Annotated in this window: 16 protein-coding genes; 8 read left to right on the top strand and 8 right to left on the bottom strand. The window is 61.9% G+C overall.

Annotated features, from left to right (window positions below; all coding sequences use genetic code 11):
- Positions 1-81 precede the first annotated feature (81 nt).
- The 3 genes from EJA72_RS04005 to pvdM all read right to left on the bottom strand — a co-directional run bounded on the left by EJA72_RS04005 (position 82) and on the right by pvdM (position 3,749).
- Positions 82-933 carry a formylglycine-generating enzyme family protein gene (locus EJA72_RS04005; protein ID WP_157710245.1) on the bottom strand — a complete coding sequence of 284 codons (852 nt, stop codon included), beginning with the start codon at positions 931-933 and terminating at the stop codon, positions 82-84.
- A 156-nt stretch (positions 934-1,089) separates the two neighbouring features.
- Positions 1,090-2,370 carry an aminotransferase class V-fold PLP-dependent enzyme gene (locus EJA72_RS04000; protein WP_157710244.1) on the bottom strand — a complete coding sequence of 427 codons (1,281 nt, stop codon included), beginning with the start codon at positions 2,368-2,370 and terminating at the stop codon, positions 1,090-1,092.
- A 29-nt stretch (positions 2,371-2,399) separates the two neighbouring features.
- A complete protein-coding gene (gene pvdM / locus EJA72_RS03995; RefSeq protein ID WP_157710243.1) occupies positions 2,400-3,749 on the bottom strand; it encodes a pyoverdine-tailoring dipeptidase-like protein PvdM in 1,350 nt (449 codons plus the stop codon).
- A 190-nt stretch (positions 3,750-3,939) separates the two neighbouring features.
- On the opposite strand from pvdM, the gene EJA72_RS03990 reads away from it, so the two are divergent.
- Complete coding sequence (locus EJA72_RS03990) at positions 3,940-5,559, top strand: PvdJ/PvdD/PvdP-like protein (RefSeq protein ID WP_157710242.1); 1,620 nt, start codon at positions 3,940-3,942, stop codon at positions 5,557-5,559.
- A gap of 145 nt (positions 5,560-5,704) precedes the next feature.
- Here the strand turns inward: EJA72_RS03990 and EJA72_RS03985 are convergent, their stop codons facing one another.
- From EJA72_RS03985 to EJA72_RS03975, 3 genes are read right to left on the bottom strand one after another with little or no spacing between them, the layout of a single operon-like run.
- Positions 5,705-7,099 (bottom strand): efflux transporter outer membrane subunit, encoded by a 1,395-nt coding sequence (locus EJA72_RS03985; RefSeq protein ID WP_157710241.1) that lies wholly within the window; start codon positions 7,097-7,099, stop codon positions 5,705-5,707.
- A 7-nt stretch (positions 7,100-7,106) separates the two neighbouring features.
- On the bottom strand, positions 7,107-9,080 hold the full coding sequence (locus EJA72_RS03980; protein WP_157710240.1) for a MacB family efflux pump subunit: 1,974 nt from the start codon (positions 9,078-9,080) through the stop codon (positions 7,107-7,109).
- A complete protein-coding gene (locus EJA72_RS03975) occupies positions 9,081-10,253 on the bottom strand; it encodes an efflux RND transporter periplasmic adaptor subunit (RefSeq protein WP_157710239.1) in 1,173 nt (390 codons plus the stop codon). It abuts the gene before it with no gap.
- Between the two features lie 434 nt (positions 10,254-10,687).
- On the opposite strand from EJA72_RS03975, the gene EJA72_RS03970 reads away from it, so the two are divergent.
- The 6 genes from EJA72_RS03970 (at position 10,688) to EJA72_RS03945 (ending at position 20,418) form a co-directional block, all read left to right on the top strand.
- Entirely contained in the window at positions 10,688-11,170 is a 483-nt protein-coding gene (locus EJA72_RS03970) for a sigma-70 family RNA polymerase sigma factor (protein WP_157710246.1), read from the top strand.
- Positions 11,171-11,317: 147 nt separating this feature from the next.
- Positions 11,318-12,655, top strand: coding sequence for a lysine N(6)-hydroxylase/L-ornithine N(5)-oxygenase family protein (locus EJA72_RS03965; protein ID WP_157710238.1), 1,338 nt, complete (start codon positions 11,318-11,320; stop codon positions 12,653-12,655).
- Between the two features lie 526 nt (positions 12,656-13,181).
- The gene (gene mgtA, locus EJA72_RS03960) at positions 13,182-15,884 is read left to right on the top strand and encodes a magnesium-translocating P-type ATPase (protein ID WP_157710237.1); all 2,703 of its coding nucleotides are present in this window, start codon (positions 13,182-13,184) and stop codon (positions 15,882-15,884) included.
- 151 nt (positions 15,885-16,035) lie between these two features.
- The gene (locus tag EJA72_RS03955) at positions 16,036-16,449 is read left to right on the top strand and encodes a response regulator (RefSeq protein WP_157710236.1); all 414 of its coding nucleotides are present in this window, start codon (positions 16,036-16,038) and stop codon (positions 16,447-16,449) included.
- A 111-nt stretch (positions 16,450-16,560) separates the two neighbouring features.
- Positions 16,561-17,187, top strand: coding sequence for a response regulator transcription factor (locus EJA72_RS03950; RefSeq protein WP_157710235.1), 627 nt, complete (start codon positions 16,561-16,563; stop codon positions 17,185-17,187).
- Between the two features lie 12 nt (positions 17,188-17,199).
- The gene (locus tag EJA72_RS03945) at positions 17,200-20,418 is read left to right on the top strand and encodes a transporter substrate-binding domain-containing protein (protein WP_157710234.1); all 3,219 of its coding nucleotides are present in this window, start codon (positions 17,200-17,202) and stop codon (positions 20,416-20,418) included.
- Positions 20,419-20,421: 3 nt separating this feature from the next.
- Here the strand turns inward: EJA72_RS03945 and dkgB are convergent, their stop codons facing one another.
- Together dkgB and EJA72_RS03935 are read right to left on the bottom strand one after the other, a co-directional pair.
- Positions 20,422-21,225 carry a 2,5-didehydrogluconate reductase DkgB gene (dkgB, locus tag EJA72_RS03940; protein WP_157710233.1) on the bottom strand — a complete coding sequence of 268 codons (804 nt, stop codon included), beginning with the start codon at positions 21,223-21,225 and terminating at the stop codon, positions 20,422-20,424.
- A gap of 314 nt (positions 21,226-21,539) precedes the next feature.
- Positions 21,540-22,079, bottom strand: coding sequence for a PaaI family thioesterase (locus tag EJA72_RS03935; protein WP_157710232.1), 540 nt, complete (start codon positions 22,077-22,079; stop codon positions 21,540-21,542).
- 358 nt (positions 22,080-22,437) lie between these two features.
- Between EJA72_RS03935 and EJA72_RS03930 the strand changes: the two genes are divergently transcribed.
- Positions 22,438-23,304 carry a pirin family protein gene (locus EJA72_RS03930; protein ID WP_157710231.1) on the top strand — a complete coding sequence of 289 codons (867 nt, stop codon included), beginning with the start codon at positions 22,438-22,440 and terminating at the stop codon, positions 23,302-23,304.
- Positions 23,305-23,411: the final 107 nt, after the last annotated feature.

Below are 23,411 nucleotides of genomic sequence, written 5' to 3'. Positions count from 1 at the left end.
CGCGATGGTGTGTCAGTCGAGATCAATGTGACTGACACACCATCGCGAGCAGGCTCGCTCCTACAGGGGATTGGGTCCGGGTTAGAGGTCGCGTACTACGCGAAAGCCCATCCAGTCGCCACGCTCTTGCGGGTACTGGCTGTTGCGATTGCCCGAGCGGGAGAACACCGGCGCTTCGCCCCAGTCGTTGCCGCGAATCCGCACGGCTTCGCAGTGGGGTTCAATCCACGCGCTGCCATCGGTGGGCGCACCAACGTAGTCCGGGTGTTCGCAGTCTTCGACCCATTCATAAACATTGCCATGCATGTCGTACATCCCGAACGCGTTGGGCGGATAGCTGCCCACCGGCGAGCTGTAGCTGTAGCCGTCCGCCGGGCCGTAGGTGTTGGCGTGCCGGGCGATGCTGTATCCCTTGCCTTCATCGAACGGGAACGGAAACGGCCCTTTGCTGCCGCCACGTGCGGCGTATTCACGCTGGGCCTCGCTGACCATGTGGTAGTGCTGCCCGGTCTTTTTCGACAGCCAGGCGACGTAGTTTTTCACGTCGTCGAAGTTCATGCACACCGCCGGCTGGCGCGGCGTCTGTGGATAACGCGGTTTACTGGCAACGCACTCCCGACCCGGCCGGGTGTCGCCATTGGCGATGGTCACGCCACTCTCGCGCACGTAGCTGTCCCATTCACCGGCGGTGACCTGGAAGCGGCTCATGGCGAACGGCCGGGCGAAGGTCACCTCGTGCATCGGGCCTTCATCGGGTTCGCGCCCGACTTCATCGTCCGGCGTGCCCATGGTGAAGGTGCCGGCGGGCAGTACGACCATTTCCGGGCAATCGCGGCAGTCCTTGAATACTTTGCCGGGTTGCGGGGTGGTGGCGGCGTGTGCGGTGCCGGCCATGAGGGCGGTCAGGGCGAGGGTCAACAGGGCTCGGTTCATGGGTTATCTCGAATACAGAAATCGGTGGGGCGCACGCAACACAGCCCCCTGTGGCGAGGGAGCTTGCTCCCGCTGGGCTGCGAAGCGGCCCCAAAAAGAGGGACTGCTGCGCAGTCCAGCGGGAGCGAGCTCCCTCGCCACAGGGGGGCTGTGTTATCAGGCGGTTTTGGTTAGCACGGCCATGAAACGGTCGATATGGTCTTCAGTGTTGAGCAACCCGGGTGCAATGCGGATCACCGGGCCGACGTCGCGCTCCACCGAGTCGCAGACCACGCGGTTTTCCATCAACTGGGCCGCAATCTTTTCGCAGTCGCGATCCTTGATCCGGAAGAAGGTGAACCCCGCCGACAACGCCGTGCTCCGGGGCGTGACCAGTTCGATCTGCGGGTGCTCCAGCAGGCGGTTTTTCGCATAGGTATTGAGCGCGTGAATGCGCGACTGCACCTCGGCCTTGCCCAGTTCCAGGTGCAGCTTGAAGGCCTCGTCCAGCGCCCAGCGATGTTCGAAGCTGTGATAGCCGCCGGGGGTCATGATGGTCGAGAAACTGGTGGCTTCGGAGAACGTCGGAATCGTCGGCGTGACGTCCTTGAGCTCGGCAGAGCGGGCGCAAATGATCCCGGTACCGCGCGGGCCGAACATCCATTTGTGGGTGCCGGCAATGAAGAAATCGCAGTGCATGTCCGGGAAGTCGAGGTCTTCGACGCCGAACCCGTGCACACCGTCGACCACGTACAGGATGCGATCCTTGTCGTCACGGTTGCGGTTCTGCTCTTCCACCAGTTTGCCGATTTCGCCGATCGGCAGTTTTACGCCGCTGCCGGAGTGCACCCAGGTCATGCCCAGGACGCGGGTGTTCGGGCGAATGCCCTTGGCAATCGAACCAAGCACCTCATCGACCGACAGGTCGCGGCTGTTCTCGAACAGCCTGAGCTTGCGGACCTTGACCCCGTCCTTCTGCTGCCGGTAATCCAGCGTGTAATTGGTGGCGTAGTGTTCGTGCTCGCTGGTGAGAATTTCCTGGTCCGGGCGCACATGGATACCGCCGTAAATCAGTGACAGGCCTTCGGTGGTGCTGCCGGTGAGGGCGATCTGCTCGGGCTGGGCCTTGAGGTAGCGACCGGCCCAGATACGCACCGCCTGTTCGCGCTTTTCGGTTTCCCCCAAATCCCAGTCCATGGCCCGGCCGGGATTTCGGTCGAGGTTGGCGCGGTGCATCTCGATGGCGTCACGCACCGGTTTAGGGTGAGACGTCACCAGGAAGTTGGCGAAGTGCAGGTAGTCCGGGTCCTGATTGAACAGCAGGCGCAGTTGCGCCCATTTGTCCTTGGGCAGCGGCGCCGGCGTGGCGGCCAGCGCCGGCAGATTGACCGCAGCACCCAGGGGCAGGCCGGCTGCGAGGAGCCCTGCCTGCTTGAGAAATGAACGACGATTGGTCATGAGCAGGGTTCGCTTCTACAAAATGGGGATCAGTTTTTCGCCACGGGTCTGGAAGATTTCTGCACCTGGTCCCAGACCCGCAGGAAATTGCCGCCCCAGAGCTTGGCGATGTCGGCGTCGCTGTAGCCGCGACTGATCAGCTCGGCGGTCACGTTGCGCGCCTCGCTGACATCTTTCCAGCCATCGAGGCCGCCGCCGTCGTTGAAGTCGGAACTGATGCCGACGTGGTCGATGCCGATTTTCTTCACCGCATAATCGATGGCGTCGCCGTAGTCCTTGAGAGTGGCTTTAGGCTCTTCGTCGACAATCGCGTAGAGCTGGCTGGCGTACTCGCCGAAACGTTGCTCGGACCAGACCGTGATAATCGGGTCGCCCGGCATCAGCGCCATTTCCAGGCCCTGCAACGGTTGCAGGTCGAAGCGCGCACGCAGTGCATTGAGTTTGTCGCGGGTGGCCTGGCTCAGCGGGCGGATGTACGTCGGGAAACCGACAATCTGCACCACGCCGCCGCTGTTTTTGATCAGCTGCATTTCCTGATCGCTGAGGTTGCGCGGGATGTCCACCAGCGCACGCGGTGCGGAGTGGGAGGCCACCATCGGCGTGCGGCTCAATTGCGCGACTTGCTCCAGGGCCTGGGTCGACATCTGCGAGACATCGATGATCACTCCCAGGTCATTCAGGCGGTGCACGGCTTGTTTGCCGATGTCTGACAGACCACCGAGGGCATCGCGGGAATCGTTGAAAAAGGGCAGGGGGCGGGAGGAGTCTGCCCAGGCGTTGTTGCCCACGTAACTGAAACCGAACATGCGCATGCCACGGGCCGCCCATTTGTCGAGGGCGTTCAGGTCGTTGCCCAGCGGGTAGGCGTTGAGCATGCTCATGAACACCGCGAACTTGCCTTCGCCGTGCAGGCGGCGGAAGTCGTCGGGGGTGTAGGCAATGGCCACTTGGTTGGGGAAGTCACGAACCAGGGCGCTGATGATTTTGTAGCGGGTTTCCTGCTCGAACCGGGCTTCGTCGACGAAACCGGCGGTGGGGCGGTGCGGGGCGTTGGCGCCGTTCCAGATTTCCGGCCAGCCGAAAATGGTCAGGGCCGCGCCGGACAAGCGCCCGCGTCCGGTCTTGACCAGGTCGAATTGCCCGCTGCCGTCCTTGTCGGCTTCATTGCCGGCGGTGCCGAAATCGAGCGGGACGGTGACGTGGCTGTCGAAGGACAGGATTCGCTCTTGCAGCGCATCGGCCTGTTTCAGCACCTTGACCGGGTAGCCGGGGTTGTCCTTGAACCAATGGTCCCAGACCGCAAAGCCGGTACTGGCGCTGATCGCCAGCGCCAGCGGCAGGCCGAGGTAAAGCGCCTTTTTCGAACGTGGTTTTGTCATTGCCGTCTCAGTCGGGTTGCTGCGGGGGCTTTGCTATCTGGGAGGAACGAGTGGTTCAGTGAGAAATTTAGTGTTTGTGCCGACCTCATCGCGAGCAGGCTCGCTCCCACATTGACCGAGTTAAATTTATGAAGGGGGCAAACGTTCTAGCTTGGATAAAGCCTGCTTCATGGCTGACACAGGTAGGGCAATGACGATTTCTCGACGAGGGTTCATGGCAGGCCTGGCGCTGACGGGCGCTGCGGTGCCTGCGGTTTTTTATGGGCATCGCGAATGGGCGAAACCGGACCCGACGATCACCCCCGGCGAGGCCTCGTTCGATGTCGCGGATGTCGCCGGTCAGCACTTGGCGAACACGCTGCGCGGTGTCTGGCAGATACGTTTCGAAGGCCGTGATGCCGGTATTGAAGGCTTGCCAGGGGATGGCCTGGAAGTGTTTCTCGACATCGGCCACAAGGGGCGTGGTGTGGGCGGCTTCCTCGACACCGCTGACCGCTTGCGTTCGGATGAGGCGCCCCGTTACCGGGTGCTCGGTGACCTGACCGGCGCCGGGCCGGCGCAGTTGAGCTGGCGCCTGCTCGGCGCTGACGACCGGCCCGATTACGAATTCAGCATGACGCTGGATGAAGTCTGGGCCGGTTTCGGCAACGCCGGCAGCGGCACGCTCAGCGGTCGCGTATTGAACCTGGACCGTCCGCTGATGCTGACCGCGCAGGACAATCGTTTCATTGCCGTCAAGCGCGTGTTCCCCGAGGCCCGCGAGCGCACAGGGCTCAACCCGACGCTGTTGGCCTGGCTGGTGTCCCCCGAGCATCGGCTGTTTCACCAGCTCTGGCATGCCTCGCGAGACAAATGGCACACGCTGCCCGAAGACAAACGCGAGGCCTTGCGCGGCATCGGCTGGCAGCCCGGCCCGCGTGACAAGGAGCGTGATGCCCGGGGCGCGCGCAAGGATCGCAATGGTTCGGGCGTGGATTTTTTCTTCATGCACCGGCACATGCTCGGTACGGCGCGCTCGATGCAGGACTTGCCGTCATGGCCGCACTTTCCGTTGCCCCAGCCGGAACTGGCCCGCGACCGTGTCGGGTTCGCGCGGTATTTCGACAACCACGACGGCACGTCGCTGCCACCCACCTGGCTGGCCGATGACGATGCTGAATATTCGCAATGGGTCAGCGACATCAAGACGGCCGAGACCTATCACAGCAACTTCCAGGTCTGGGAGTCGCAGTATCGCGACCCGCGTTACCTGTCGAAGCTGACCTTGGGGCAGTTCGGTTCGGAAGTGGAGCTGGGGCTGCACGACTGGCTGCACATGCGTTGGGCGTCGGTGCCGCGTGACCCGTCAAACGGTCACCCGGTGCCCTTCGCCCGGGATCCGGCGGATTTTTCCGCCCGCTGGTTTGCGCCGGAAAACGACTTTCTTGGCGACCCGTTTTCTTCGCATGTGAATCCGGTGTTCTGGCATTTTCATGGCTGGATCGATGACCGTCTGGAAGACTGGTTTCGTGCCCACGAGCGCTTTCATCCGGGGCAGGTCAGCCGGCTGGAGGTCAACGGTGTGGCGTGGTTTGCGCCGGGGCGTTGGGTCGAAGTCGATGACCCGTGGCTCGGGCCGGGCACGCATGGTTGCAACACGACGCCGGGATTGCAGCGCGGCAAGTCGGTTGAGATGGACCCGGAAACCATGAAGCTGGCGCTGCGGATTACCTTCGGCGATGACGAGAAGAAACTGGCGGATCTGTTCCGCAAAGTGCCGCAACGGCCGTGGTATGCGCGGCATTTAAAGGCCAAGCCGATGACGAGTTAAGCAGGGACACCGCGTTATCGTTCATCGCCGGCAAGCCGGTCTCACTCCCACAGGTTCTATGTGTGCCGCATGATTTGGGCATGGCGCATAACCCTGTAGGAGTGAGACCGGCTTGCCGGCGATGACGGCCTGACAGGCGCCGCGATTACAGCGCCTGCCACCCACCCCCCAGCGCCTTGTACAACGCAACACTCGCCTGCAACCGCGACAACCGCAGCTGCACATTCAAATCCTGCGCCGCATACAACGTGCGCTGCGTTTCCAGTACCGTCAGCAAATCCTCGGCCCCGGCCTGGTAGCGACTTTGCGCAATGTCGAACGCGGTCTGCGCCTGGTTCAGCTCTTCACCTTGCCATTGCCGCTGTTCATCCAGCCCGCGAATGCTGTTGAGCGCTTTCTCGACATCGGCGAAGCCGTTGATGATCGCGCCGCGATACGCCTCCAGCAATTCCTCCTGCCGCGCCGTGGCCTTGTCCCGCTCGGCCCCCAGGCGACCGTTGTTGAACACCGGCGCCAGCAGCCCGGCGGTGAGGTTGTAAAACGGGCTGCGCATCAGGTCGGCGGCGCGGTCGGCACCGGAGCCGATTTCCGCGCTCAGGGTCACCTTCGGCAACATGGCGGCGCGGGCGACAGTGACATCGGCTTGCGCCGCCGCCAATTGCGCTTCGGCGCGGGCGATGTCCGGACGGCGGCGGAGCAGATCACTGGGCACGCCGACGGCAATGGTTGGCCATGACAATTGATCAAAGTGTTCCTGCCCGACGGCCAAAGCCTGAACCGGTCGACCGAGCAGGGCGGCGAGACTGATCTTCGCCTCTTCGGCCTGTTGCTGCACCAGCGGCAATTGCCGTTGTTGCGCGGCCACCAGGCTTTTCTGCTGCGCCAATTCCAGTGCCGTCGCCGAGCCTGAATCGAACCGGGTCTGCACCAGCTTCAACACGTTCTGCGCGTTGGCCAGGTTCAACTCGGCAATGCGCCGTTGCTCCAGCAACGACAGGGTTTGCGCGTAGCTGTTGGCCACGCCGCTGAGCAGCGTCAATTCCACCGTGGCCTGATCGAATTCGCTGGCCTGCAGACCGAACTGCGCGCTGTCACGGGACGCCCGTTGGCCGCCCCAGAAATCGATCTCGTAACTGGCGCTGAGGTTGGCGTCGAAGTAATCCACAGCCTTATTGCTGGTGTCGGCATCCAGTTGGCTGTAACCGTTGCCGCGCAGCAGCTTCTGGCGGTTGGCATTCGCCGCGGCCGTCACTTCCGGCAACTGCGAACCGCCGGCGACAACCGTTTCCGCCCGGGCCTGACGCACCCGCGCGATGGCGGCGGCGAGGTCGTAACTGCCGACCCGCGCCTGTTCGATCAGTTGATCCAGCTGCGGGCTGCCGAATTGCGTCCACCACTGCGCGTTGCTGCGGGTGGCGTTTTCGGTGTGCGGCGATTGCCAGGAGGCGGGCGGTTGGAGGCCGCTGTCCGGGCGCTGGGCGGGACTGCCGCAAGCGCCGAGCAACAGGCAGAGGGTCAGCAAACTCAGTGGCGGCTTCATGGAGAGATCATTCACTGGTGAGGGCCGTGACCGGGTCGAGCCGGGCAGCTTTGCGGGCCGGCATGAAGCCGAAGACAACGCCGGTGACCAGGGCGCATCCGAAGGCGCCAAGCACCGCGATCAAGGAAAAGGCGACGGCGACTTCACTGAGGATCAGCACGCCACCGACGATCAGCGCCAGGGCAATCCCGGCAAGTCCACCGACCACCGAGAGCATCACCGCTTCGGTCAAGAACTGCCGCAGGATGTCGCGCTGTCGGGCGCCGGTGGCCATGCGGATGCCAATCTCGCGGGTGCGCTCGCGCACGGTCATGAGCATGATGTTCATCACGCCGATCCCGCCGACCAGCAACGAAATCGCGGCAATCGAGCCCAGCATCAGCGACAGGGTATTTTGCGTGCGGGCTTCGGCCTGGATCATCGCGGCGTTGTTGGTCAGTTCGAAATCCTTCTTGCCGTTGTGCAGGCGCAGCATCAACTGCTCGATGGCTGTTTCGGCTTCCTTGACCTTGCGTGCATCGGCCGCCGCGATGGCGACGTATTCGGGATTGTGCGTGCCGAACAGCCGCACGCTGGCCGCCGAATACGGGATGGCGATGCGGTTGTCGCTGTCGGAGTCGCCGGAGCTGGCGCCTTTTTCCGCGAGCACGCCCACCACCTGGAACGGCACGTTTTCGATCAGGATGTAGTGGCCGATGGGGTTGGCGACGTCCTTGAGCAATTGGGTGCGCACCTTGTGGCCGATCACCGCGACCGCCGCCGCGTTCTGCTCGTCGGCCTCGGTGAAGTAGCTGCCTTCGACCACGGGCCAGTGGAAGATTGCCGGGAAGTTGGTGTCGTTGCCGCCGACGTAACTCAAGTGGTCGAGGTTGCCGAAGCGCACCCCGGCTTCCTGGCCGTTGACCGGCATGATCCGCATCACCTGGGGCAGGCTCGCCACCGCCGCGACGTCGTCCAGGGTGACAATGCCCGGCGCTGTTCGCGGGTTCGGGGCCGAGCCGCTGAGGTAAATGATGTTGGAGCCGAACGCGCCCATCTGCGCCATGACCTGGCGCTTGCTGCCTTCGCCAACGGCGAGCATCACCACCACCGACGCCACGCCGATGATGATCCCGAGCAGCGTCAGTGCGGTGCGAAAGCGGTTGATCCACATCACTCGCCAGGCGGCTTGCACGGCGTCCAGTAATTCGCCTTTCCAGGCGCCGGTGGCTTCGGCGCCTTCGGTAAGGCGCTTTCGCAGGTCTACCGCTTGCAGGGCGCCGGGATTGGACGATGCTTGGACTTCGGGTTGGTCTTTCGCGCTGTCGCTGATGATCAGCCCGTCGCGGATTTCGATGATGCGCTTGGCCCGCGCCGCCACTTCGCGGTCGTGGGTGATGAGGATCACCACGTGGCCCTGGCTCGCCAGTTCATCGAGCAGGGTCATGACCTCGGCGCCGCTGTGGCTGTCGAGGGCGCCGGTGGGTTCGTCGGCGAGAATGATGTGGCCGCCGTTCATCAAGGCGCGCGCGATGGACACCCGTTGTTGCTGGCCGCCGGACAGTTGGTGCGGGCGGTTGCCGGTGCGTGAGGCCAGGCCGAGGCGGTCGAGCAGGGTGGCGGCGCGGGCGTGGCGCTCGGCGGCGGGCAGGCCGGCGTAGATGGCCGGCATCTCGACGTTTTCCTGGGCCGAGCCGGAGGGGATCAGGTGATAGCCCTGGAACACGAAGCCGAACGCTTCGCGGCGCAGCCAGGCCAGTTCGTCGCTGTCCAGCCCGGCGACGTTTTCCCCGGCGAAACGGTATTCGCCCGAGGTCGGGCGGTCGAGGCAACCGAGGATGTTCATCAGCGTCGACTTGCCGGAACCGGACGCGCCGACAATCGCCACGAACTCCCCGGCATGAATCGACAGGTCGATGCCGCGCAACACGTGAACTTCCGGGGCGTCGCCACCGCCGTAGACTTTACGGATGTCCCGCAGGTCGATCAGGGGCGTCAGCATTCAACCGCCACTCCCGTCAGCCGGGCCGATCAACAGGTGTTCGCCTTCCTGCAAGCCATCGAGCACCTGCACCCGCAGCCGGTCACTGATGCCGGTGCGCACGTCGCGTTGCTCGACGCTGCCGTTTTTGGCGATGACCTGGGCGATCTGGCTGTTCGGTTGCGTGCCGCCTTGCAGCGCGGCGATGGGCGCCGTGAGTACGTTTTTCGCCTGGTCGGCAACGAAAAAAACCTGGGTGGTCATTTCCGCCATCAGTGCGTTATCGGCGTTGTCGACGTCGAGCAGCACGGTGTACAGCACCACGCGGGCGCTGCCGCTTTTGCTCGAACTGGCCGGGCTGCCGCCGCCCTGGCTGGTCTGGTCCAGCGGCTTGGGCGGCACAGGCAGGATCTGCCGCACGGTGCTGCTCCAGCGCCGGTTGCCGCCGCTGAGGGTGGTGAACCAGGCCGTCATGCCGGGTTTGACGTGACCGATGTCGGCCTCCGACACCTCGGCCCAGACGGTCATGGGCGACAAATTGGCGATGCGCAAAATCAGCGGCGTTTGTTGCTGGGCGTTGAGGGTCTGGCCTTCGCGGGCATCGAGGGCCACGACCGTTCCGCTCATGGGGGCGTAGATCCGCGTGTAACCCAGCTCGGCCTGATCGCTGCGCAGGCTGGCCTGGGCCTGGCGGATCTGCGCCTGGAACATGTCGATGCGGGCCTGGGTGGCGCGCAGTTCCGCCTGGGCAGTCTGCACGTCTTCTTCGCGGGTGGCGCCGCCGGCCTTGAGATGCTGTTGGCGCTGGAATTTCTGCCGGGCCAGTTCGTGTTGCGCCCGTTGTTCCTCTAGCTGCGCTTTCAGGTTTTCGATGGAGAACCGCCCGGCGTCGAGCTTGGCCTGTTGGGTGGACGGGTCAATTTCCACCAGCAGCTGGCCTTCCTTGACCACGTCGCCGACTTCCGCGTGGATCTTGAGAATCTGTCCGGACGCCTGGGCACCGACGTCGACGTAACGTCGCGGTTGCAAGGTGCCCAGCGCCGTGACGCTGCTTTCGATGTCGCCCCGGCTGACCTGAACGGTGGCGAACCTGTCCCGGCCGGGCGGGATGATCTGCCAGGCGGCGACGGCAATAACGGGGATCAGGCAAAGTGCTGCAAGCAGGGCGCGTCGGGTCTGACGGGGACGTTTCATGCAGGGTTCCGGCCAATGGAAATCGGCCCGTCATTCAGGGACGGGGAGCTGTCCTGTAAGACGAGGAAAGTGGCGGGGAATTTAGCAGCGACGCGATCCAGGTGTGGAATCGGGTCATGTAGCGAGGGCTTTTGTGGTGAGGGGATTTATCCCCGATGGGCTGCGAAGCGGCCCCCTGCATTTCAAAATTAAATCGCGATTACGACTGCTGCGCAGCCGAACGGGGATAAATCCCCTCGCCACAGAAGCCACGTTCGCAAGCTATAGGCAGCGTTTCTCGACTATTTATCGGGCAAGACAAAGCAACACTTTAAATCTATATGAGAATTACTATAAATTACGCACCTCGAATTGCCACTATCGTGCCACTGCCTATTTTCGGCGGTTGTCACGGTGGCTCAAGGATGGACGCCGCACCCGTGCGGCCGGGAGTCATGTTGGAAAACTACTATCGCGAGCTGGTGTGTTTTTTGAACGCCAAGCTAGGCAACCGTCAGGTGGCCGAAGATGTGGTGCATGACGCTTACCTGCGGGTGCTGGAGCGTTCCAGCGACACGCCGATCGAACAGCCCCGGGCATTTCTTTATCGCACCGCGCTCAATCTGGTGATCGACGACCATCGGCGCAATGCCCTGCGTCAGGCCGAATCGCTGGAAGTGCTCGACAGCGAAGAGCGCTATTTCACCCCGTCGCCCCATCAGAGTCTTGATCATGGCCAACGCCTGGACATGCTCCAGCGTGCGTTGGCGGAGTTGCCCCGGCTGTGCCGCGAGAGTTTTCTGCTGCGCAAGATCGATGGCCTGTCGCACCCGGAAATCGCCGAGCGCCTGGGTATTTCCAAGGCGCTGGTGGAGAAACACATCGTCAACGCGATGAAGCATTGCCGGGTGCGGATGCTGCAATGGGACGCCCATTGATCCTTCCGGCTTCGTAAAAAACAGTATTAAATTTTGTTTCATTGTCCTCGTTCCATACCAACAGACGATCTGCTGTCCTGCTAAAGGCCGGTCAGGTCATTCAGGCTTCCTCCCCGCTGTTGGGGGTTCATCCAGAGGACACTGGAAATGACACAGGCAATTGCATCGCCCATCGTTCACGACCTGATCGGCGTCGGTTTCGGCCCTTCGAACCTGGCGCTGGCCATCGCTCTGCAAGAACGCGGGCCGAGCCAGGGCGAGCTGGATGTGCTGTTTCTCGACAAGCAGGCGGACTACCGCTGGCACGGCAACACCCTGGTGACCCAGAGCGAGTTGCAAATCTCTTTCCTCAAGGACCTGGTGACCCTGCGCAACCCGACCAGCCCTTACTCGTTCGTCAATTACCTCAAGGCCCACGGGCGTCTGGTGGACTTCATCAACCTGGGCACCTTTTATCCGTGCCGCATGGAGTACAACGACTACCTGCGCTGGGTCGCCGGGCAATTTGACGCGCAGAGCCGCTACGGCGAAGAAGTGCTGACCATCGAGCCGGTGCTGCACAACCAGCAGGTCGAAGCGCTGCGGGTGATTTCCCGGGATGCCACCGGACACCAGCATGTGCGCACCACCCGTTCGGTGGTGGTCAGCGCGGGCGGCACGCCGCGTATCCCGCAGGCGTTCAAGGCGCTGAAGGATGACGCGCGCGTGTTCCATCATTCGCAATACCTGTCGAAAATGGCCACGCAGCCGTGCGTGAATAACCAGCCGATGAGCATCGCGATCATCGGCGGCGGGCAGAGCGCGGCGGAAGCCTTCATCGATCTGAACGACAGCTTCCCGTCGGTGCAGGTGGACATGATCCTGCGCGGTTCGGCGCTGAAGCCGGCGGACGACAGCCCCTTCGTCAACGAAGTGTTTTCGCCGGAGTTCACCGATTTGGTGTTTAACCAGCACAGCAGCGAGCGCGAGCGCCTGGTCAACGAGTACCACAACACCAACTATTCGGTGGTGGACATCGACCTGATCGAACGCATCTACGGCATCTTCTACCGCCAGAAAGTCTCGGGCATTGCGCGCCATGCGTTCCGTACCTTGACCACTATCGAAAAAGCCACCGCCACCGAGCGCGGGATTGAACTGGTGGTGCGCAACAACGCCACCGGTGAAGTCACGGTCCGTCATTACGACGCCGTGGTGCTGGCCACCGGTTACGAACGCCAGATGCACCGCAAACTGCTGGCGCCGCTGGAGCAATACCTGGGTGATTTCGAGGTGGATCGCAACTACAAACTGATCACCGACGAGCGCTGCAAGGCCGGCATCTACATGCAGGGCTTCTGCCAGGCCAGCCATGGCTTGAGCGATACGCTGCTGTCGATCCTGCCGATCCGGGCGGATGAGATTGCCGGGTCGTTGTATGACCATGGCAAAAGCCGTGGGCATGGTCGGTCGGTGGTGGATTTGTTGTTGGCTACCGCCAGTTGAATCTTCGGCGGTCTTGAAGCCGTCATCGCGAGCAGGCTCGCTCCCACAGTTGATCTTCGCCCGACACAAAATTTGTGTTCACTGACGGTCTCCTGTGGGAGCGAGACCGGCTTGCCGGCGATGGGGCCCTTAAAGGCACCAAAAATCCACATTCCTGAACCCTTCCTGAAGAACCCGGACATTCCCCCGCGCCCGCCCGATCCTTCGTTTACTCTTCACAAATCGGGGCGTAAGCTTCGCGCGTTTTCATCAATAGCGGAGACCCACAGTGGGTACTTGTTCGAGTGACAGTAGTCGGCCGGTTTCGATAACCGGCACCTTCCCGGCAAGATAACGCGCCACTTTTTTTGTGCCGTTGTCTCGCCTGATAGCGAGCAGCGGCCTCCTGATCAGAGCCAGTCCTGGCCCGAATCCCGACGTCCTCTCATCGACGCTGAACCGTGCGTGATGTTCGACTTTCTGTCGTCATCGCGGCGTATCGACACGCCTGCTCGACGGTTTCCCGGCTGACCCTGGGGGAGCTGCCATGAACCTGAACCTGCTCAAGGAATTCTTTGCCGGATTCCTGCGCACCCGCCACATCGCCCGGCACTTCCGTCGTTTGGCGCTGCTGGAAAACTTCACCGACACCACGGTCAGCCGTGAAGTACCGCCCACCCTGGCGCAAACGTTGGTGGGCGCCGCCAACAGTGACACCGGCCAGTTGCTGGAAAACCTAAACAGCCACACCGACGGCCTGAGCGAGCTCGAAGCCGACGCACTGCGCGAGCAATTCGGCCTCAACGAAGTCGAACACGAACAACCGCTGCCCTGGTGGATTCACCTGTGGCACTGCTACAAAAACCCGTTCAACCTGCTGCTGACGCTGCTCGCGGTGATTTCCTGGCTGACCGAGGACATGAAAGCCGCCATCGTGATTTTTTCGATGGTAGTGCTCTCGACCTTGCTGCGGTTCTGGCAGGAAACCAAATCCAACCAGGCCGCCGACGCGCTCAAGGCGATGGTGAGCAACACCGCCACGGTGTTGCGTCGCGATGAAAATCGCCTCGAACTGCCAATCAAGCAACTGGTGCCCGGTGACCTGATCGTGCTCTCGGCCGGTGACATGATCCCCGCCGATTGCCGGGTGCTCAGCGCCAAGGACCTGTTCGTCAGCCAGGCGGCGATGACCGGTGAATCGATGCCCGTGGAAAAATTTCCACGTCAGCAGGACAGCGACACCAGCAACCCGCTGGACCTGGACAACATTCTGTTCATGGGCACCAACGTGGTGTCCGGTACGGCGATGGCGGTGATTCTCACCACCGGCAACAGCACTTATTTCGGCGCGCTGGCGCAGCGGGTCGGCGCCACCGATCGTGCACCGACCTCGTTCCAGACCGGGGTCAACAAAGTCAGCTGGTTGCTGATCCGCTTCATGTTCGTCATGGCGCCGCTGGTGCTGTTCATCAACGGTTTTACCAAGGGTGACTGGACCGAAGCGCTGCTGTTCGCACTGTCGATTGCCGTGGGCCTGACCCCGGAAATGCTGCCGATGATCGTCACCTCGACCCTGGCCAAAGGCGCGGTGTTTCTGTCGCGCAAAAAAGTCATCGTCAAACGCCTCGATGCGATCCAGAACTTCGGCGCCATGGACGTGCTGTGCACCGACAAGACCGGGACCCTGACCCAGGACAGGATTTTCCTGGCGCGCAACGTCGATGTCTGGGGCAACGACTCCGACGATGTGCTGGAAATGGCCTACCTCAACAGCTACTACCAGACCGGGCTGAAAAACCTGCTGGACGTCGCCGTGCTGGAACACGTGGAAGTCCATCGTGAACTGAAAGTCGGCACGGCGTTTCGCAAGGTCGACGAGATTCCGTTCGACTTCACTCGTCGGCGGATGTCGGTGGTGGTGGCCGAGCGTGACCAGCCACACCTGTTGATCTGCAAGGGTGCGGTGGAAGAAGTGTTGTCGGTGTGCACGCGGGTGCGGCACGGCGAGCTCGATGAAGCACTGAGCGATGAACTGCTGGCGCGGATTCGCCAGGTCACGGCCGCCTTCAATGCCGAAGGCCTGCGTGTGGTGGCGGTCGCTGCGCGGTCGATGATCGAAGGCAGCGGCACTTACAGCCTGGCGGATGAACAAGGGCTGACGCTGATCGGTTACGTGGCGTTCCTCGACCCGCCCAAGGAAAGCACCGCGCCAGCCCTGAAGGCCCTGGCCGCACATGGCGTGGCGGTGAAAGTGCTGACCGGCGACAACGAACTGGTGACCGCCAAGATCTGCCGTGAAGTCGGCCTGGAGCAGCAAGGCTTGTTGATGGGCAATGACGTCGAACGCATGACCGACGCCGAATTGGCCGTGGCGGTCGAGTCCACCAACGTCTTCGCCAAACTGACCCCGTCGCACAAGGAACGGATCGTTCGGCTGCTCAAAGGCAATGGCCATGTGGTCGGTTTCATGGGCGACGGCATCAACGACGCCCCGGCGCTGCGTACTGCCGACATCGGTATTTCGGTAGACAGTGCGGTGGACATCGCCAAAGAGGCGGCGGACATCATCCTCCTGGAAAAAAGCCTGATGGTGCTGGAGGAGGGCGTGCTCGAAGGTCGGCGGACCTTCGCCAACATGCTCAAGTACATCAAGATGACCGCCAGCTCGAACTTCGGCAACGTGTTCTCGGTGCTGGTGGCCAGTGCGTTTATTCCGTTCCTGCCGATGCTGCCGATGCACCTGCTGGTGCAGAACCTGCTCTACGACATTTCCCAGATCGCCATCCCGTTCGATAACGTCGATGAGGAAATGCTGAGCAAACCGCAGCGCTGGCAGCCGGCGGATGTCGGGCGCTTCATGCTGTTCTTCGGGCCGATCAGCTCGATCTTCGACATCACCACGTTCGCCCTGATGTGGTACGTGTTCGACGCCAACACCCCGGACCACCAGACCCTGTTCCAGTCTGGCTGGTTCGTGGTCGGGTTGCTGACCCAGACGTTGATCGTGCACATGATCCGCACGCCGAAGATCCCGTTCCTGCAAAGCCGCGCGGCCATGCCGCTGATGGTGATGACCGGGATCATCATGGCCGTCGGGATTTTCCTGCCGATGGGGCCGCTGGCGCACTACTTCAAATTGCAAGCATTGCCGTCGCTGTACTTTGTGTTCTTGCCGGTGATTTTGCTGGCGTACATGGCACTGACCCAGGCGGTGAAGGGGTTCTACATCCGCCGGTTTGGCTGGCAATAAGCAGGGCGTGCGATTGTTTCCACGCTGAGCGTGGGAATGATCGCTTGCTGGACGAGTCCTCAGGTTATTTAGGAAAAGTCCTACATAAAGCCAGCGGGCTCTTCCGTAGCCTTGCGCCCTCACGAATCCGACACCCAGCTGGGGGCCCACGTTGACGAACAAAGCGTTGCGTATCCTGATCGCCGACGAGCAGCATTTTTACCGCATGAAGATTGAGCGCCTGTTCAATCAGCTCGGCTACTACCGCATAGCGCCGGCACATTCTCTGGAAGAGCTGTTGACCCTGATCGAATACGGCAGCGAGCCCTTCGACCTGGTGGTCATCAATGGCACGATGGGGAAAGGGGCGCTGGACTTGCTCGATTTCTTTCGCGACAACCGCCAGGTGCGCCACACGTTGATCTACAACGGCCAGCAGGCTCGATTACGATCAATCCCCGCGTCCGTCCAGCAGACGGTACGAGTGAATCATGCGCAGTTGCCCGACCTGGCCTCCCTCCAGCAGCGAATGACGAAGATTGACCCGCGTCTACCGTTCGTCGGCACTGTCATTTCTGTCAGGTAGTGGCTGGCGGATTTTCATGCAACAGTTCCAGCGCAAGTGCTGTGTCCAACCCGGGCCTGGCCCGCAGGCATTTTATTGCCTGATTGTCGTGCCTTTGCACGGGGAGTAGTCATGAAGTCGGCGTTGATTGCGGACGATCACCCGGTGGTTCGCGCGGCGGTCAAGATCTTGCTGAAGCTGGAGGGTTTTAAACAGATTTTCGAGACATCGAGCGGCAGCGAGGTGATGCCGATTGTCCGTGAACAGAGACCCGATCTGGTGGTGCTGGACCTGAACATGCCCTCGCTCGACGGTCTCGATGTGCTGTCGCGGATCCGGGCCAGTGGCGAGGCGTGTCGTGTGCTGGTCTTCACGTCACAGGAAGCGATGTTTTATCAGGACCGTTGCATGCGTGCCGGCGCAGCGGCGTTCGTGTCCAAGACCAACGACCTGGAGCATTTGCACAAAGCCGTGCACGCGGTCATGGCCGGTTATAGCTATTTCGCGCAGCTGCCGTCGACGTCGGTGTCACTCAACACCTTGCAACGCAGCGAAAAGCAGATGATCGACACGCTGTCAGACCGCGAACTGATGATCTTTCAATACCTGGCCCGGGGCATCAGTAACAAAGCCATCGGCGAGGCCATGCACCTGAGCCACAAGACCGTCAGTACCTACAAGACCCGATTGATCGAAAAGCTCAACGTGGTTTCCTCCGTGCACCTGCGGGATTTCGCCAGGCGCAATCATCTGATTTGAGTGGGCCTGACCATGCACAACCGTTTCTGGGCGTTATGGCTATTGTTGATGCTGGGGACATCGGTTGCGTGCGCTGACGAACCCCAGTCGTTGCAGTTACTGGGGCGCTCTTCGGCGGAGGGCTATCAAGTCCCGCTGGATGAACAGGACTGGCAATGGCTGCGGGGCAAGCGGGTGTTACGCCTCGGGGTATCAGGGCCGGACTATCCGCCGTTCGAGATTGCGCGCAATCACGATGAACTCGAAGGCATCACCGCCGACTATGCCGCGCTGGTGGCGGAGCTGCTGCACGTCAAGGTCGAGGTGCTGCGCTACCGCACCCGCGATGCGGTGATGGCCGCGCTCAAGCAGGGAGAGATCGACCTGCTGGGCACCTCCAACAACTTTGAGGCGGCCGACCCCGGGCTGAGCCGGTCCAGTGCCTACGCCGAGGATCAGCCGATGCTGGTCACTCGCCTGGACGAACAGATGCCGGCCGACCTGGCGGGGAAGCGCATCGCCATGGTCGACGACTATCTGCCGGCGCAGACCGTCCAGAGCTACTACCCCGAAGCCAGCCTGCAGCGCTACGCCTCTACGCTGGAAGCCCTAGGCGCGGTGGCGTTCGGGCAGGATGACGTGTACCTCGGCGACCTCATTAGCGCCAATTACCTGATCAACAACAACTACCTTAATAACGTGCACCTTGTCGGGCCATCGGGGCTGGACGCCAACCCGTTCGGCTTTGCCCTGGCCTCGGGCAATCCGCGCCTCAAACGCATGGTCGACAAGGCCCTGGCGGCGATTCCGATGGATCAACGCCTGGCCATCGAACAGCGCTGGAGTGCCGGCCGGGCGACGATGGCGGGCCAGCAACGGGTGAGCCTCAGCGCCAGTGAACAGCGCTGGCTGGATCGTCATCCGAAGGTGATTGTCGGCGCCGTCGAGAACTTTGCGCCCCTGAGTTTCTATGATGCCCAAGGCAAATTCAGCGGGCTGACTGCGCAGTTGCTGAACCTGATCAGCCAGCGCAGCGGTTTGAGTTTCGAGGTGCAACGGGGCAGTTCCCTTGAGCAGCAGAAGCAGCGTCTCAAGACCGGCGCGATCGATGTGTTGCCGGCGATCATTCCCAGTGCCGAAGACGAAGAGCACCTGCGCTTCACCCGCGCCTACCTGAGCAATCCGTTTGTGCTAGTGAGTGCCAACACCCCCGGTAGCCCGAGGACGCTGGAAGACCTGGCCGGCAAACGCCTGGCGATTTACCACAGTCATCCGATGCGCGACTTCATTCAAACGCGGGCGCCGCAGGTGCAAATGGTGGAGGTGGACAGCCTCGGGGAGGGCCTGGAATGGGTGATGAAAGGGCAGGCGGATGCTGCGCTCAGCTCGTTGTTCATGACGCATTACCTGATCGCCCGGCATTATCGCGACCGCCTGCGCATCACCAGTACCGTGGGCGATGAACCGGCGCGTATCACGCTGGCCACCGACCGTGGCGCGCTGGAATTGCACTCGATTTTGAACAAGGCCTTGCTCAGCATCTCGCCCCAGGAGATGGATGAACTGGTGGCGCGCTGGAGCAATGACGTGGTGGTGGAGGACAGTTATTGGCTGCGTCATCGCCAGGGCATTCTCCAGGGATTCGCCGCGGCGGCGGTCTTGCTGTTGCTCGCGTTGAGCTGGATTGCCTGGCAGCGTCGGCAGATTCGCCAGCGCCAGCAGTGGCTCGGGCAATTGCAGGAGGCCAAGGACGCCGCCGACGATGCCAACCGCGCGAAGACGACCTTTCTGGCGACCATGAGCCATGAGATCCGCACGCCGATGAACGCGCTGCTCGGCATGCTCGAACTGGCGCTCAAGCGCGCCGACGAGGGCGTTACCGACCGATCTGCGATCGAGGTCGCGTCCAACGCCGGGCAGCAATTGCTGGCGTTGATCGGCGACATTCTCGACATCGCGCGCATCGAGTCTGGCCAATTGACCCTGGCACCGGAGCGCGCGAATTTGCGGGTGCTGGTCGAGTCGGTGGGTCGTATTTTCGAAGGCCTGGCCCGGCAAAAACACCTGCAATGGCGCATCGAATTCGACGAACTCAGCGACCGTGACGTGTTGATCGACCCCACCCGGTTCAAGCAGGTGTTGTCCAACCTGTTGAGCAACGCCATCAAGTTCACCCGTGAAGGCGAGGTCAGCCTGACGCTGCGGGTTACGCCCGGATTGTCCGGGCATCTGCTGGTCAGCGTGCACATTGCCGACAGCGGCATCGGCATCAGCGAGCTGGATCGGCAGCGGCTGTTCAGCCCGTTTGTGCAAGCCGACAACAACCCGCAATCCGGTCGTCACGGATCCGGCCTGGGGCTGGTGATCAGCCGCACGCTGTGCGAAATGATGGGTGGCCGGTTGCATCTCGACAGCGTCCTGGGGCGGGGGACGCAGATTGAAATCAGCCTGGATTTGCTGGCGTTGCAACCGTTGCCATTGATTGCGCACGAGGACGGTGAGCGGCAACGGCCGACTCGGCCGCTGACGATTCTGGTGGTCGACGATTATCCCGGCAATCGCTTGTTGCTGTCCCGACAGTTGAGTTATCTGGGGCATCGCGTGCTTGAGGCCGAAGATGGCGAAAGCGGGTTGGCGCGGTGGCGCGAGCAGGTGTGCGATCTGGTCATCACCGACTGCAACATGCCTCGGGTCAGTGGGTATGAGCTGGCGGGGGCGATCCGGGATGCCGAGCGCTTTCATGGCGCGACGCCGACGTTGATCCTGGGGTTTACCGCCAACGCCCAGCCCGAGGAAAAAATCCGCTGCCTCGAAGCCGGCATGGACGATTGCCTGTTCAAACCCATCCGCCTGGCGGATCTGAGCGAATGGCTGGCCTCGAAATTTGCGGGTGAGACGGCGAGGGCGGTTGAAAAGCCTTCGACATCCGAGATCGACTTGAGCGGGCTGGAGCAATACGTGGGCGAGGACCGGACGCTGATCAATGAGTTGCTGCACGACCTGGCCGTGACCAACCGGGAAGATCGCCAGCAACTGATCGCGGCACATGTCATTGCCGACCGCCAGAGCCTGCAAGACCTGGCGCACCGCATCAAGGGCGGTGCGCGGATGGTCCGGGCGCTCAAGCTTATAGGGTGCTGCGAGCAGCTTGAAAAAGCCTGCAGCGAGGGCTGCCCGGCGCTGATCGACGAAGCGGTCGATCACTTGCAGCACGCCATGGCACGCCTGGATCAAAGCCTTGCGCAGGGATGAAACTCAGTCCCAGTGCGGGGCGATGCCTTTGGGGCTGGTCAGCCGGTGGCCGCGTTCGAGCGTTGCGATCAGTGCCATATCGGCATCGCTCAGGGTCATGGCGCAGGCCTTGAGGTTGCTGGCGAGGTTGGCCCGCTTGGTCGACGAGGGGATCACCGCGTAACCCGATTGCATGGCCCAGGCCAGGGTGACCTGCGCGGGTGTCGATTGCAGGCGGTTGGCGATTTGCTGGATCACCGGGTCTTTCAGCACTTCGCCGTAGGCCAGCGTCATGTAGGAGGTGATCCGGATGCCCTGGCTCTGTGCGAACTCGACCACTTTGCGGTTTTGCAGGTACGGGTGCAGTTCGATCTGGTTGGTGGCGATGTTCTCGGCACCGACGGCGGCGATGGCTTGCTTCATCAGGTCGACGGTGAAGTTGGACACGCCGATCTGCCGGGTCAGGCCCAGGCGCTTGGCTTCGAGCAGGGCGCCCATGAATTCTGCCACCGGGACCTGATCTTCCGGAGAGGGCCAGTGGATCAGGGTCAGGTCCAGGTAATCAGTCTGCAGTTTGCGCAGACTCTCCCTGAGGCTGTCGATCAGGCGGTCCTTGGCGAAGTTGGCGACCCAGATTTTGCTGGTGATGAACAGTTCTTCACGGGCGATGCCGCTGGCCGCGATGGCCTCGCCGACCTCGGCTTCGTTCTCGTAGATTTGCGCGGTATCGATCGCCCGGTAACCCAGCTCCAGGCCGGTGCTCACCGAATCGATGACCACCTGGCCTTGCAGGCGAAACGTACCGAGACCGAATGCAGGAATAGACATTGATGACTCCAGGGCTTGCAGTGGGAATGGGCACGAGTATCCGCGCCTGCATCCGTGAGAAAAACCGCTGGTGGGGCAAAGCAATGTTTACCGCAAGTCACGAATCGCGGGGTGGCAGTGGGATTGGTGGTGTTTGGTCTGACGCCATCGCGAGCAGGCTCGCTCCCACAGGGATCTGTGGTGCACACAAATCCATTGGGAGACAGGGGATCTGTAATGCACACAAGTCCATTGGGAGACAGGGGATCTGTAATGCACACAAATCTAGTGTGGGAGCGAGCCTGCTCGCGATGGCCACGACTCGGTCCAGAGTCTTACCCCCGAGCCTCAAGAATCATGCAGGTCGTCGACCCCGTCGCATACAACCGCCCATCCACGTCATAAATGCGCCCCTCGGCCAACGCCGTTGAGCGTCCCAAATGCACGATCTTCCCTTCGGCCCGCACCGGTCCACTGGCGCCGGTCAACGCGCGAACGTAGCTGATACGCAAATCCAGCGTTGTGTATCCCTGGCCCTTTTTCAGCTGTGTATGAATCGCGCAACCCATGCACGAATCCAGCAGCGTCGCCGCGTAACCGCCGTGAACGCTGCCCAGCGGATTGTAATGACGCGAATCCGGTGTGCCCTGGAAGATGAACAGCCCGGCCGACCATTCGATGGGAATGAAATCCATCAGCGCACCAATGGGCGGCGAGGGCAGTTCACCGTTGCCGATGCCGTCGAAGAACTCGGCGGGCGACAGGGCGCTGACCTCGGCCATCGACAAACTGCCCGGCCCGGCAAGTCGGGCGCGCATGGCCTGTTCCTGAGCGATCCATTGGGCGAGGGTGGCTTCACGGGAGGGGCTTTGCATGCGGGTGTCCTCGGAGGGGAGCGGATATTATGGTTGTAATCCTGGTCGATATTATGTCCGAAATAAAAACTCCGCCAGCCCCTCCTGTCTCAATCCGACCTGACGACCCCGACCTGTAGCAGCTGGCGCAGCCTGCGTTCGGCTGCGAAGCAGTCGTAAATCCTGAGCACGCGGTTTTCCTGATACACCGCATTGTGTGGTTTGACGACTGCTGCGCAGCCGAACGCAGGCTGCGCCAGCTGCTACAGGGGGGGTGGATGTTCCATCATCGTTCCCCAGATAGAACGCTATAACTGATTTTTGCCGTCTAGTGCGGCAATGGGTTCGCTTTTAAGCTGGGTCCTATTTCGGAGGCACCATGAAAAGCATCATCGGTATCTACACCAGCCCACGGCCCCATTGGGTCGGCGACGGTTTCCCGGTTCGCACCCTGTTTTCCTACGACAACCTGGCCAGGCACATCAGCCCGTTTTTGCTGCTCGATCACGCCGGCCCCACCGAATTCACCCCGACCACCGAACGGCGCGGCGTGGGTCAGCATCCCCATCGCGGTTTCGAAACCGTGACCATCGTTTACAAGGGTGAACTGGAGCACCGGGATTCCACCGGCAGCGGCGGCAAGATCGGGCCGGGCGACGTGCAATGGATGACGGCCGCCTCGGGGATCATCCATGAGGAGTTCCATTCCGAAGGGTTCGCCAAAAGTGGCGGTACCCTGGAAATGGTGCAGTTGTGGGTCAACCTGCCGGCCAAGGACAAAATGGCTGATGCCGGTTACCAGACGATTCTCGATGGCGACATCCCGAGCATTGCGCTCGAGGACAACGCCGGCAGCCTGCGCCTGATCGCCGGTGAGTTCGACGGCCACACCGGCCCGGCGCGCACCTTCACCCCGATTGACGTCTGGGACCTGCGCCTCGCGGGTGGGAAGTTGCTGACACTGGACCTGCATGAAGGCCGTAACACTGCCCTGGTGGTGCTGCGCGGCACGGTTCAGGTCAACGGTCTGGAGCCGGTGCGCGAAGGGCAGTTGGCATTGTTCGAGCGCGATGGCCATCAGATCAGCCTGGAGGCCAACAGCGATGCCGTGGTGTTGTTGCTCAGCGGCGAGCCCATCGACGAACCGATCGTCGGCCATGGCCCGTTCGTGATGAACAGCGAGCAAGAGATTCATCAGGCCTTTGCTGACTTTCACTCAGGACGGTTTGGACAGATGCACGGTTAAGCGATCTCTTGGCGGATATATGGAGCTCTTGTAGGAGCGAGCTTGCTCCGGGCGGCGTTCCGACGATGGTTTATCAGCTACATTAATGTCGTCTGACACACCATCGT

Source organism: Pseudomonas sp. PB120, assembly GCF_009761815.1.
In the GTDB taxonomy this organism is placed as follows: domain Bacteria; phylum Pseudomonadota; class Gammaproteobacteria; order Pseudomonadales; family Pseudomonadaceae; genus Aquipseudomonas.
The sequence above is the reverse complement of the archived record's forward strand: the minus strand, read 5'-3'. Positions and strand labels throughout refer to the sequence as shown.